This is a genomic window from Streptomyces sp. NPDC058678 (assembly GCF_042714835.1).
Classification (GTDB): Bacteria; Actinomycetota; Actinomycetes; order Streptomycetales; family Streptomycetaceae; genus Streptomyces.
The window spans coordinates 1-12,178 of record NZ_JBHXSG010000125.1; the positions used below are offsets into that span (position 1 = coordinate 1).

Annotated in this window: 11 protein-coding genes; 6 read left to right on the top strand and 5 right to left on the bottom strand. The window is 70.7% G+C overall.

Annotation, left to right across the window (positions count from 1 at the left end; translation table 11 throughout):
• Nucleotides 1-381 precede the first annotated feature (381 nt).
• Together hemB and ACFWWR_RS46950 are read left to right on the top strand one after the other, a co-directional pair.
• A complete protein-coding gene (gene hemB, locus ACFWWR_RS46945; RefSeq protein ID WP_383875886.1) occupies nt 382-1,374 on the top strand; it encodes a porphobilinogen synthase in 993 nt (330 codons plus the stop codon).
• A gap of 307 nt (nt 1,375-1,681) precedes the next feature.
• Nucleotides 1,682-2,038, top strand: coding sequence for a DUF805 domain-containing protein (locus ACFWWR_RS46950; RefSeq protein WP_383875884.1), 357 nt, complete (start codon nt 1,682-1,684; stop codon nt 2,036-2,038).
• Between the two features lie 59 nt (nt 2,039-2,097).
• Here the strand turns inward: ACFWWR_RS46950 and ACFWWR_RS46955 are convergent, their stop codons facing one another.
• On the bottom strand, nt 2,098-2,259 hold the full coding sequence (locus ACFWWR_RS46955; RefSeq protein WP_383875882.1) for a hypothetical protein: 162 nt from the start codon (nt 2,257-2,259) through the stop codon (nt 2,098-2,100).
• A 224-nt stretch (nt 2,260-2,483) separates the two neighbouring features.
• Here ACFWWR_RS46955 and ACFWWR_RS46960 point away from each other — a divergent pair, with 224 nt between their 5' ends.
• Entirely contained in the window at nt 2,484-3,386 is a 903-nt protein-coding gene (locus ACFWWR_RS46960; protein WP_383875880.1) for an SAM-dependent methyltransferase, read from the top strand.
• Nucleotides 3,387-3,510: 124 nt separating this feature from the next.
• Nucleotides 3,511-4,731 (top strand): PLP-dependent aminotransferase family protein, encoded by a 1,221-nt coding sequence (locus tag ACFWWR_RS46965; RefSeq protein ID WP_384310512.1) that lies wholly within the window; start codon nt 3,511-3,513, stop codon nt 4,729-4,731.
• A 235-nt stretch (nt 4,732-4,966) separates the two neighbouring features.
• On the opposite strand, the gene ACFWWR_RS46970 is transcribed toward ACFWWR_RS46965, so the two are convergent.
• The 3 genes from ACFWWR_RS46970 to ACFWWR_RS46980 all read right to left on the bottom strand — a co-directional run bounded on the left by ACFWWR_RS46970 (nt 4,967) and on the right by ACFWWR_RS46980 (nt 7,531).
• A complete protein-coding gene (locus ACFWWR_RS46970; RefSeq protein WP_384310514.1) occupies nt 4,967-5,743 on the bottom strand; it encodes a DUF4253 domain-containing protein in 777 nt (258 codons plus the stop codon).
• Nucleotides 5,744-5,879: 136 nt separating this feature from the next.
• Nucleotides 5,880-6,746, bottom strand: a complete 867-nt coding sequence (locus ACFWWR_RS46975; protein ID WP_384310515.1) for a DUF2690 domain-containing protein — start codon at nt 6,744-6,746, stop codon at nt 5,880-5,882.
• Nucleotides 6,743-7,531, bottom strand: a complete 789-nt coding sequence (locus ACFWWR_RS46980) for a peptidoglycan-binding protein (RefSeq protein WP_384310516.1) — start codon at nt 7,529-7,531, stop codon at nt 6,743-6,745. The genes ACFWWR_RS46975 and ACFWWR_RS46980 overlap by 4 nt, the downstream gene beginning before the upstream one ends.
• Before the next feature lie 307 nt (nt 7,532-7,838).
• Here ACFWWR_RS46980 and ACFWWR_RS46985 point away from each other — a divergent pair, with 307 nt between their 5' ends.
• Entirely contained in the window at nt 7,839-8,276 is a 438-nt protein-coding gene (locus ACFWWR_RS46985; RefSeq protein ID WP_384310518.1) for a peptidoglycan-binding domain-containing protein, read from the top strand.
• Nucleotides 8,277-8,355: 79 nt separating this feature from the next.
• On the opposite strand, the gene argS is transcribed toward ACFWWR_RS46985, so the two are convergent.
• Nucleotides 8,356-10,116 (bottom strand): arginine--tRNA ligase, encoded by a 1,761-nt coding sequence (argS, locus tag ACFWWR_RS46990; RefSeq protein WP_383875868.1) that lies wholly within the window; start codon nt 10,114-10,116, stop codon nt 8,356-8,358.
• A 168-nt stretch (nt 10,117-10,284) separates the two neighbouring features.
• On the opposite strand from argS, the gene lysS reads away from it, so the two are divergent.
• Nucleotides 10,285-12,057 (top strand): lysine--tRNA ligase, encoded by a 1,773-nt coding sequence (gene lysS / locus ACFWWR_RS46995; RefSeq protein ID WP_383875866.1) that lies wholly within the window; start codon nt 10,285-10,287, stop codon nt 12,055-12,057.
• Nucleotides 12,058-12,178 lie beyond the last annotated feature (121 nt).

A 12,178-nucleotide genomic window follows, 5' to 3' on the forward strand; every position in this document is an offset into this window, starting at 1 on the left:
AACGGCGCGGAATCGGTTGCCTGTAGAGGTGCTCGTGTTGACGCGCCAACCGCTGCGGGCGGACACCCCCCGACACGGCCCCTTGCCGCCGTACGCGAGTGCGGGTGCGACCGGCCGGCTGTGGGCAGTCGTGCCGGTGGGGTGGCGTGCTTTGGTGCCGGGCTGCGTACCAACGCCTTCCCGGGCGGACACCCCCCGACACGGCTCCTTGCCGCCGTACGCGAGTGCGGGTGCGACCGGCCGGCTGTGGGCAGTCGTGCCGGTGGGGTGGCGTGCTTTGGTGCCGGGCTGCGTACCAACGCCTTTCCGGGCGCGGGACCGGGAACGGGGGCCGACGGGGCGTCGGCAAAGGGGGGTCTGGGGCGGGCGTAGCGTGGGTGTATGACGACGTACGGATCCTTCCCCGGCACGCGGCCTCGGCGGCTGCGGACCACCCCCGTCATGCGGAGGATGGTCGCCGAGACCCGGCTGCATCCTGCAGATTTCATCCTTCCGGCCTTTGTGCGCGAGGGCGTTGCCGAGCCGGTGCCGATCGCGGCGATGCCCGGGGTGGTGCAGCACACCCGGGACACGCTGAAGAAGGCCGCCGCAGAGGCGGTGGCGGCCGGGATCTCCGGGATCATGCTGTTCGGCGTGCCGGAGGAGTCGAAGAAGGACGCGCTGGGGACGCCCGGGACCGATCCGGACGGGATCCTGCAGGTCGCCATCCGGGATGTGCGGGCCGAGGTGGGCGACGAGTTGCTCGTCATGTCCGACCTGTGTCTCGACGAGACCACTGATCACGGGCATTGCGGGGTGCTGGATGCCGAGGGCCGGGTCGACAACGACGCCACCCTCGAGCGGTACGCCGAGATGGCGCAGGTCCAGGCCGACGCGGGGGCCCATGTGGTGGGGCCCAGCGGGATGATGGACGGGCAGATCGGGGTCGTCCGGGACGCCCTGGACCAGATCGGGCGGGAGGATGTCGCCGTCCTCGCGTACACGGTGAAGTACGCGTCCGCGTTCTACGGGCCCTTCCGGGAGGCCGTCGGCTCGTCGTTGAAGGGCGACCGGAAGACGTATCAGCAGGATCCGGCGAATGTGCGGGAGTCCCTGCGGGAGTTGGCGCTCGACCTCGAAGAGGGCGCCGACATGGTCATGGTGAAGCCGGCCGGACCGTACCTGGACGTTCTGGCGCGGGTGGCGGACGCCGTGGATGTTCCTGTTGCCGCCTATCAGATCTCCGGCGAGTACTCGATGATCGAGGCCGCCGCCGAGAAGGGCTGGATCGAGCGGGACCGGGCCATCCTGGAGTCGCTGACCGGTATCAAGCGAGCCGGTGCGCAGAACATCCTCACGTACTGGGCGACCGAGGTCGCGCAGCGACTGTTGTGAGGCCCTGGGGCGCCCCTGGGACGCAACGGTTCGAAATCGGTCCGGCTACGGCTGGAACTCGTTCCGGAGAACGTCCGGGGGGCGGTCCATGGTGTTCTGGTGGTTTTTCGCGGTTCCTGGGGAGAGCTTCTGTGGGTCTGTCCGGAAAACAACTGCCGGGGGCGCGGCGTTTTGCGGTTGGCGGGTGGGTTCGGGGCCAGGAGCTGGGCAGCTGTAACGAATTGACGAGTCCCCGTCAGCCTCCATATCTTCTGCGCCTGGCCTGATCCGTTCGGAGGGGTCTCACGTCGATCCCTGGGGGGACGCAATGAGCTGGTTCATCGAGGCGCTGAAGAAGTACGCGGTGTTCAGTGGGCGCGCGCGCCGCAAGGAATACTGGATGTACACGCTGTTCGTGGCGATCATCTACATCGTGCTGGCGATCCTCGCCGCCGTGACCAAGCAGCCGCTGATCGCGGTTGTCTTCTACCTGGCGATCCTCCTGCCGAGCCTTGCGGTCACGGTTCGCCGTCTGCACGACACCGGCCGCACCGGCTGGTGGGTCCTCATCGGGCTCGTCCCGCTCGTCGGCGCCATCGTGATGCTGGTCTTCCTGTGCAGCGAGGGCGAGTCGGGCGCGAACAAGTTCGGCCCGAACCCGAAGGAAGCGCCGGTTCTCGTCTGACGGGACCCCCGCTGTTGCTTCGAGGCCGCCCGGCTGTCCGGGCGGCCTCTCGGCTTTGTTCAGCGGGTTGGCGGTGTGTGGGTGGGTGCCTTCGGGGGAGTCGAGGACACGGTCGACGGGCCCTCGTCGCGTACGCCCGTTCCGTCCTCGCAGCCCGTCAGCACGAGCGCGAGGAGCGTGAGGGCGGAGGTGACGAGGAGGCAGCGGATTCGGGCGGGCATGGAAACAGCGTGCGGGGTGATCCGTGGCGGGTGCCAGGGTTCGGCGGGAATTCGGGACGCCGGAGCGACGGGACGCGGGCTGACCTGCGGGGATGTCGTGGTCACGGGATGCCGTGCGGGACGCCGTACGGCCGGGAGTCGGGAAATGTGGGGGCGGGCACCATCAAGTGCCGCCGGGAGTTAGGTTGTTGACTCTCTTCCGCCGACTCTTCGAGGAGACGCCGATGTCCGGTGACGCCCTCAGCCAGGATCCCGCCGAGCTGAGAAGGAGGATCGACACCACCAAGGCGCACCCGGCCCGTGTCTACGACGTGTTCCTCGGCGGCAAGGACAACTACCCCGTGGACCGTGAGGCGGCCGCCGCGGCGCTCGGCGCCAACCCGCGCGGGTACCTCGACGTACGCCACAACCGCGACTTCCTGCGCCGGGCCGTGAACACGCTCGCCGAGGAGGACGGCATCCGGCAGTTCCTCGACATCGGCACCGGCCTGCCGACCGCGGAGAACGTCCATCAGATCGCCCAGCGCATCGCCCCGGACTCGCGGGTCGTGTACGTCGACAACGACCCGGTCGTGCTCGCGCACGCGCGTGCCCTGCTGACGAGCGGGCCCGAGGGGCGTACGGACTACATCGACGCCGACTTCAAGGACCCGGCGCAGATTCTCGAACAGGCCGCGAAGACGCTGGACTTCGACCAGCCGATCGCGCTGTGCCTGGTGGCGATCCTGCACTTCGTGGAAGACGAGGAGGCGTACCCCATCGTGCGCGGACTCGTCGACGCGCTGCCCTCCGGGAGCCGGCTGGTCCTCAGTCATCTCACCGAGGACCTCAACGCGGAGAACATCCGGGCGGTGCAACGGACCTACACCGAGCGCGGGTTCACCTTCGTACTGCGGACGAAGGGGGAGGTCGAGCGGTTCTTCGCCGAGAGTTCACTCGAGCTGCTCGAGCCGGGTGTCGTGCCGGCCCACCGGTGGCGGGCGGACGGCGCGGCGCCGGTGCCGGAGCAGCCGGAGGCGTCGTATCTCGCGGGGCTCGACGACATCGAGAAGGTGCGGTACGCCGACATCACCGACGTGACGGACGCCGACATCAACGTGTACGCGGCGGTGGGGGCGAAGGCCTGACCGGGGGCGGGCGGCTGATTCCGTCCGTATCGCGGAAACCTGCTTGTAGACGGCACGTATGTCTTTAGGCTGCGCGGCACGAGTCACTGTTGGTCAGTCCGTCGCAGTCGAAGGAGCCGCCGTCATGACCGTCACCGAGGTAGAAACCGCGCCGGTGCCCGTGCCGCCGCTCGCCGCTCGGGCCCGGGCGGTCGGCGGATCGGCCGTGCGGGACATCCTCGCCGTCACCGCCCGCCCCGAGGTGATCAACTTCGCGGGCGGGCTGCCGGCGCCGGAGCTGTTCGACGCGGAGGGCATCGCGGAGGCGTACCGGGCGGTGCTCGCTCAGGCGCCCGGGCGGGCGTTGCAGTACTCCACCACCGAGGGCGAGCCGGGACTGCGGGGTGCGCTCGCGGGACGGATGTCGGTGCGTGGGCTGCCGACCGAGGCCGACGACGTCCTGGTCACCACCGGGTCGCAGCAGGCTCTGTCCCTGCTCGCCACCGCGCTGGTGGAGCCGGGGGACACGGTGCTCGTCGAAAGTCCCTGTTATCTGGCGGCACTTCAGGCCTTCGGCTTCGCCGGGGCGCGGGTGCTGGCCGTGCCGGGGGACGAGGAGGGGCTGGACCCGGCGGCGCTGGAGGAGCTGGTGGTGCGGGAGCGGCCCAAGCTGCTGTACACCGTGCCGACGTTCCAGAACCCGACCGGGCGGACCCTGCCGGACGGGCGGCGGGCCGCGATCGCTTCCGTCGCCGCTCGGCGGGGGCTGTGGATCGTCGAGGACGACCCGTACGGGGAGCTGCGGTTCGAGGGTGAGCGGGTGCCGTGGATCGCCACGTATCCGGGGGCGGAGGACCGTACGGTCCTGCTCGGCTCCTTCTCCAAGGTGATGGCGCCGGGGCTGCGGCTGGGGTGGCTTCGGGCACCGGGGGAGCTGCGGCGGGCGTGTACGGTCGCCAAGCAGGCGGCCGATCTGCACACGCCGACCGTCAACCAGCTCGCCGCCGCCCGCTATCTGGCGGACCGGGACCTGGACGCCCATGTCCGGCGGGTCGCCGGGGTGTACCGGGAACGGCGGGACGCCATGCTCGCGGGGCTGGCGCGGGCGCTGCCGGAGGGGTCGGCCTGGAGTCGGCCGCAGGGCGGGATGTTCCTCTGGGCTCGACTGCCGGCCGCGTACGACACGACGGAGCTGCTGGCGCGGGTGGTGCGGCACGACGTGGCCTACGTGCCGGGGGCGCCCTTCTATGCCGGTGAGCCGGATCGGTCGACACTGCGGCTGTGCTTCGTCACGCAGACGCCGGAGGAGATCGGGGAGGGGCTGCGGAGGCTGGGGGTCGCGTTGCGGGGTGGGCCGGGCGCCTGAGCACGCTGTGACGATGCCCGGCGACCTCTGCGGGCGGCACGAGAGGCGGCCGACGGCGACCTTGAGGCACGGACAGGTGTGGACTGGGCCCACGACGGGCCCTGAGCACGGTGGGCCGTGACCGGGTCACCGTTCCGGTCACGGCACCGCTGCACGGCGTCGTCCTTGCGCTGGGCCGGTCCCACCGCCGGCTCACTCGCTTCGAGCACGGCAAGTACCACGGTTGACGTGCCCGTCAGTCCCACCAGAAGTGCCAGGCCGGCTGGTCGAGGATCAGGTGCTCGGCGTAACCGGGCAGGGTCGGGTGCCTGCTCTGCAGGATGTTGTCCGGGCAGAAGGCGAAGTGCTCGGCGGCCAGGGCCTCGGCGTCGGTGAGCCTCGTGGGCGGGGTCGCGACCGACACCAGCAGGTGGTCGAAGCCGAGTGCCACGACGCGTATGCCGAAGCGGTCCTCCCAGTCGCGCAGGACGGAGGAGAGGCGGGCCGTGTCGTTCTCGTGGTTCATCGGGCCCGTCCAGCCGATCGCCGTGGGGATGTCGGCGCTGCGGCGGGCGGGGACGAGGGCGAGGCGGGGGTCCTTGTACGGGCCGCCGGGTTCGAGGAGGGTGCCGGCGATCTCGGCTGCCACGGTGTCCGGGTCGGCGGCGCGGCTGGTCTCCGGCTCGCCGGCCGGGCCGGGCCACTCCTCGCCGTCCGCCGCGCAGGCCTCCCAGAACTCGGCCAGTACTTCTCCGGCGTCGTGATCTCCGGGATACGACATCTCGTCGGGCATCAGCTCCCAGTCCTCGGGGGCGCCTTGAGGCCCTCCGACGTCGACTATGACCGGGAGCAGGCCGATCGTCCGCCGGGCGTGCTGGAACGTGGTCCAGGCGCCGGGAGCGGCTGGACCGTCCGCGCACCACAGCAGCGGTTCGTGCCACGGTCCGTCGACCGTCGTGTCGATCAGCCTGCCGGGCGGGAGTTCGAGACCGAGGGACGCGATCCTCGGGAGGGGGTTCGGAAGTGTCGCCATGCCCGTGACCGTAGGGGATGGCACTGACACCTCGCCCTCGACCTCACGGCAGCGCCCGCCCACCGATCTGGAACGTCGGCCCGTCGGGGTTCCGAGGAGTGGCGGACGAGGCCGACGAACGTGACCTTCTCGGCCACTACCGTGCCCGATTCACACGGTCGTCGAAGCACTCCTTCTTGCCGCCGGCCGCCGACTGGAAACACACCTGAAGGACGGTTCCGGGGCGAGCCACCGTCATGGGGGTGTAGACGTAGGCGCCCGCGTCGATGGCGTTCCGGACCGCCGCGCTGCGGACGCGACCGTCACGACCACTGCGACCGTCCGCCGCCAGCTCGATCCGGTCGCCGACGCGCGTCCCCCACGACCGGACCCAACTCGTCCCGCACTCCTCGCTGTAGCGCAGTTCCATCCAGGCACCGGTCGCCGTGCGGTGGGAGACGAGGGTGTCCGGTGCGGCGGCGCAGTACGTGTCGATCGGGCTCTTGCCCTCACAGACGGGTCCCCGACAGCGCGGCCCGGTGGCGGACGGGGACACCGACGACCGCGGTGCGCCGTCCTGGCGCGGCAGCAGGAAGAGGGCCACCATCACGCCCCCGACGGCCACGGCACACACCGACGCGAGTACCGCCACGGCTGCCACGCCCCGGTGACCGGCACGCGTCACCTCCTGCGGGGACGGGGACGGGATCGGGGACGGACCCGGCGATGGCTTCGGCTCCGGAGACGGCCTGTCCGTACGCGGCGCTTCCGTGCCGCGCCCGCTCCATTCCGACTCGGCGATCTCCCACAGCGCCAGACACCGTCCGTCCGGTTCGCCGGCGACACGGCACAGCTCCTGCACCGCCTCGCGCGGCGGCAGCGTCTTGCCGTTGAGGTAGCGCTCCCAGGACGACTTGCTGAACGGGGTTGTCGCCGCCAGACCCGCCATGCTCAGGCCGGTCAGCGCCTTCACCTCCCGCAGCGCGGCGGCCAGTGGGGCGCATTCCGGCGAGGGTGTGGTCATCCCCGCAGGGCTTTCCACGTGTGCGGCCCGATGACCCCGTCCACGACCAGTCCCGCCCGCTGCTGTACGCCCTTGACCGCCTTTTCCGTCAGCGGACCGAAGATCCCGTCGACGCCCCCCGGCGAGTAGCCCGCCCTGCGCAGCAGGCACTGCGCCTCGGCCACCTCCGGTCCGGCGTGGCCGTCCCCCAGGACGGTGTCCTGGGTGCGGCTGTTGCCGGCGTACCAGCGGCCGTCGATCCGTTCCAGGCGGCAGGAGTACGGGGGCACCGTCCGCGTCGGGGACTGCGGTGCCGACGCGGTGGCCGAGACGAGAGGGGCCGCCGCCGCTTCGCCGTCGCCGCTGTTGAGCTCTACGACCAGGAGGACCGCCGAGGAGACGGCCAGCACCAGAGCCACCGCCCCCGCCACGAGCGCGATGCGCAGTGAACGGCCGGGAGACCGCGCACTCTCGGCCCCCGCCGACAGGATCTCCGGCTCTGCCGCGACCGCCTCGGGCGCGGTCGCGTCCGTCCGTGCGTCCCTCCAGGCCTCCGCGGCGACTTCGTGCAACGCGAGCAGCCGGATCGGATCGTCACCGCCGATCCGGGCCATCGCCTCCACGGCCTCCGGTGGTGGCAGCGATCTGCCGCCCAGATACCGCTCCCACGACTTCGGGCTGTACCCCGTCTTCGCCCCCAGCTGCCGCAGGCTCAGCCCACTGTGGTCCTTCAGCCGGCGTAAGCGCACCACCAACTGCCGCACCCGTGGGTCGAGTTCCTCGGGCAGCGCTTTCCAACGCGCCATGTTCCCCCCACTCGCGTTCATGATCAGGGGGCGTGGTCAGCGGCCCCTGTGCCGTCGCATTCTGCATCAGCATCCACGGGACTGCATCGGAACGTGGTTCCTGCACCGATACGGCATCGGTCACCGCCCGCCGAACCGTCCCGCCGAACCGTCCCGCCGAACGGTGTCCCCGCAGGTCAGCGGGTGCGGCATCCCGTGACGACGTCACTTCCGCGGCGACTGTGGCGGCGCTTGCCGCCCGCCCCCCACTCTCGGGTTGTCAGCCGGCGGCACGACAGGTGCCGTCCCACGACCCCGAAGGGGAAGCATGCGATCGAACGTGTTGACGAGGACCGTCATCAGCCTCACCGCCGTCGTCGGGCTCACGGCCGGAACGGTGGCGGCTGCGGGTACAAGCTTCGCGGCGCCCCAGCCGGCCGCCGAGGCCGCGGTGAGCGCCCAGGGCGTCTCCATCCTCGCGGTGAACAACCTCGGTCTGAACACGACCCGGGCCAAGAACTGGCAGTGCTGGCTGCGCGACGTGGGTTACAACCCCGGCACGATCGACGGGCAGCTGGGCACCACCAGCTGGAAGGCGGCGCAGCGGATGCTCAACGGCGCGGGCTACAACGCGGGTGCCGTCGACGGGGTTGTCGGAACCAACACGATCAAGGCGCTGCAGCGCTTCCTCGGCCTCAACGACGACGGGATCGCCGGACCGGCCACCAAGGCGGCGTTCTGGGACGTCAACGCCATCGGCTGCTGAGCCGACCTGACCCGCACACAGGCCGCGGCCCGTCCTCCCGTCGGGGGAGAGGACGGGCCGCGTGCCCGTTCTCAGGGTTTCAGAGCCGCTCGGGCGTCCGGATCCCCAGCAGGGCCATGCCCCGGTGCAGCGTCCGGGCGGTGACGTCGCAGAGGAAGAGGCGGTTCTCCACCTGCTCCGGCGACTCGGCCTTGAGGACCGGGCACTTGTCGTAGAAGGTCGTGTAGAGGGAAGCCAGCTGGTAGAGGTAGGCCGCCATCTTGTGCGGGGCGTACTCCGCAGCCGCCTCCGCCACGACCTCCGCGAACGCGTCCGCGTGCAGGCCCAGCGCGCGCTCCGCCTCGTGCAGCGCCAACTCCGGGTGCGCGCAGGGGCGTACCTCTCCGGCCTTGCGGAGGATCGACCGGATACGGGCGTACGCGTACTGGAGGTAGACGGACGTGTCGCCGTTGAGCGAGACCATCTGGTCCAGGTCGAACTTGTAGTCACGGTTCGCCGACGTCGACAGGTCCGCGTACCTCACCGCGCCGATGCCCACCTGGGTGCCGCGCTCGGCGATCTCCTCCTCGGAGAGGTCCTGCGCCTTCTCCCGCACGACGGCCGAGGCCCGCTCGACCGCCTCGTCGAGGAGGTCGACCAGCTTCACCGTCTCGCCCTCACGGGTCTTGAACGGCTTGCCGTCCTTGCCGAGGACCGTGCCGAAGGCGAGCTGGACCGCGTTGACGTCGTCGCCGAGCCAGCCGGCCCTCCGGGCGGTCTCGAAGACCATCTTGAAGTGGAGGGACTGGCGGGCGTCGACGACGTAGACGAGGGTGTTCGCCTTCAGGTTGAAGACGCGGTCGCGGATCGCGGAGAGGTCGGTCGCCGCGTAGCCGTAGCCGCCGTCCGACTTCTGGACGATCAGGGGGACCGGGTTGCCGTCCGGACCCTTGACGTCGTCGAAGAAGACGCAGAGGGCGCCCTCGGAGCGGACCGCGACACCGGACTCCTCCAGGAGGCGGCAGGTCTCCGCGAGCATGTCGTTGTAGCCGGACTCGCCGACGATGTCCGCGTCCCGGACCTCCATGTCCAGCTTCTCGAAGACGGAGAAGAAGTAGATCTTCGACTCGTCCACGAACCTCTGCCAGGTGGCGAGGGTGTGCGGGTCGCCGGCCTGGAGGTCGACCACCCTGCGGCGGGCCCTGGTCTTGAACTCCTCGTCGGAGTCGAAGTGCCTCCGCGCCGCCTTGTAGAGGCGGTCGAGGTTCGACATCGCCTCCTCGCCCGACACCTGGGTGTCCTTGTGGTCCAGCTCGTGCGGGTGCTCGTCCAGGTACTGGATGAGCATGCCGAACTGGGTGCCCCAGTCGCCGATGTGGTGCCTGCGGACCACCGTCTCGCCGGTGAACTCCAGGAGGTGGACCGTCGCGTCGCCGATCACCGCGGAGCGCAGGTGGCCGACGTGCATCTCCTTCGCCACGTTCGGCTGGGCGTAGTCGATGACCGTCGTGCCCGGGTTCTCGGCGAAGGGGACCCCGAGGCGGTCGGGGTCCGCGTGCCGCGCGGCCAGGTTCTCGGTGATCGCGCGGTCCGTGAGCGTGATGTTCAGGAAGCCGGGGCCGGAGACCTCGATGTCCTTGATCACGTCACCGGTGACCACCTGGGAGACGACCTGCGTCGCCAGCTCCCGCGGGTTCGCCTTCGCCTTCTTCGCGAGGGCCAGGATCCCGTTGGCCTGGAAGTCCGCCCGGTCGCTTCGGCGCAGCAGCGGGTCGGCGGAGCCGGCCTCCGGCAGAGCAGCCGAGAGGGCGGACGCGAGGCGCTGGTTGACGGAAGCGGTGAGGGACGTGACCGGGGCCATAGGAGTGGGTGCCGTTCTCCTTGTGGGAATGGGTGGGCCCGCCCAGTATCCCACGGTGCGTAAAGCGGTTTTCCTGGGCGCGAGGTGGTCTGGGAGAATGAAGCGGCAGCCGTGCGGCCGTACCGGCTGCCCGTGTGAAACCTTCAGGAACACCATCAAAAAGAGGACGTGCCGATCGTGGCTCAGAGCACCGAGACCACCGACTGGGTCTCCCGTTTCGCGGATGAGGTCATCGAGGAGTCGGAGCGTCGGGCCCCGGGCAAACCGGTCGTCGTCGCGTCCGGGCTCTCACCCTCCGGGCCCATCCACCTGGGGAACCTGCGCGAGGTCATGACCCCGCACCTCGTCGCCGACGAGATCCGTCGGCGGGGCCTGCAGGTGCGCCACCTGATCTCGTGGGACGACTACGACCGGTACCGCAAGGTGCCCGCCGGAGTCCCCGGCGTCGACGGGTCCTGGGCCGAGCACATCGGCAAGCCGCTCACCTCCGTCCCGGCGCCCAACGGCTCCGCCCACCCGAACTGGGCCGAGCACTTCAAGGCCGCGATGGTCGAGTCGCTCGCCGAGCTGGGCGTCGAGTTCGACGGGATCAGCCAGACCGCGCAGTACACCTCCGGCGTCTACCGCGAGCAGATCCTGCACGCGATCAGGCACCGCCGGGACATCGACGCGATCCTCGACCAGTACCGGACCAAGAAGGCCCCGGGCAAGAAGCAGTCGCAGAAGCCGGTCGACGAGGCCGAGCTGGAGGCCGCCGAAGGGTCGGGGGCGGCCAACGAGGACGACGGCAGCTCCGGGTCGGCCGGATACTTCCCGTACAAGCCCTACTGCGGCAACTGCGAGAAGGACCTCACCACCGTCACCTCCTACGACGACGACAGCACCGAGCTGACGTACGCCTGCACCGCGTGCGGCTTCTCCGAGACCGTCCGGCTGAACGAGTTCAACCGCGGCAAGCTGGTCTGGAAGGTCGACTGGCCGATGCGCTGGGCGTACGAGGGCGTGATCTTCGAGCCGAGCGGCGTCGACCACTCGTCCCCCGGATCGTCCTTCCAGGTCGGCGGGCAGATCGTCGGGATCTTCGGCGGGAAGCAGCCGATCGGGCCGATGTACGCCTTCGTGGGCATCAGCGGGATGGCGAAGATGTCCTCGTCGAAGGGTGGCGTGCCCACCCCCGGCGACGCTCTGCAGATCATGGAGCCGCAGCTCCTGCGGTGGCTGTACGCCCGGCGCAGGCCCAACCAGTCCTTCAAGATCGCCTTCGACCAGGAGATCCAGCGGCTCTACGACGAGTGGGACAAGCTGGACGCGAAGGTCGCTGGGGGCACCTCCCAGGCTTCTGGCTCTGGGGGAGGGTCGGCCCTCCCGGCCGACGTGGCCGCGCACGCGCGTGCCGTGGGCACCGCCGGCGGTGAGCTGCCGAGGACCGCCCGGCCGCTGCCGTACCGGACCCTGGCCTCCGTCGCCGACATCACCGCCGGACACGAGGACCAGGCCCTGCGGATCCTGTCCGAGCTCGACCCGACGCACCCGATCGGCGCCCTCGACGAGGCCCGGCCGCGGTACGACAAGGCCGAGGCGTGGATCAACACGCACGTGCCCGCCGACCAGCGGACCATCGTGCGCGACGAACCCGACGCCGAGCTGCTGAAGTCCCTCGACGAGCAGGCGCAGGGGTCACTGCGGCTGCTCCTGGACGGGCTGGCCTCGCACTGGTCGCTGGACGGGCTGACCCACCTCGTGTACGGCGTGCCCAAGGTGCAGGCCGGGTTCGCGGCGGACGCGACGCCGAAGGAGCTGCCGGCGGAGATCAAGACCGCCCAGCGGTCCTTCTTCGCCCTGCTGTACCACCTGCTCGTCGGGCGTGACACCGGTCCGCGTCTGCCCACGCTGCTGCTGGCGGTCGGGCAGGAGCGGGTGCGGGCCCTGCTCGGGGAGTAGGCCCGGGTCTCCGACGGAGGGGGCGCCCGGTGTCAGCACCGGGGGGCCCCCCCCGCGGTACAGGGGGGGGGGGGGGGTTGTGGGCGCCACCCGTTCCCCCCCGGGTCGGGTGTGGGAGGGC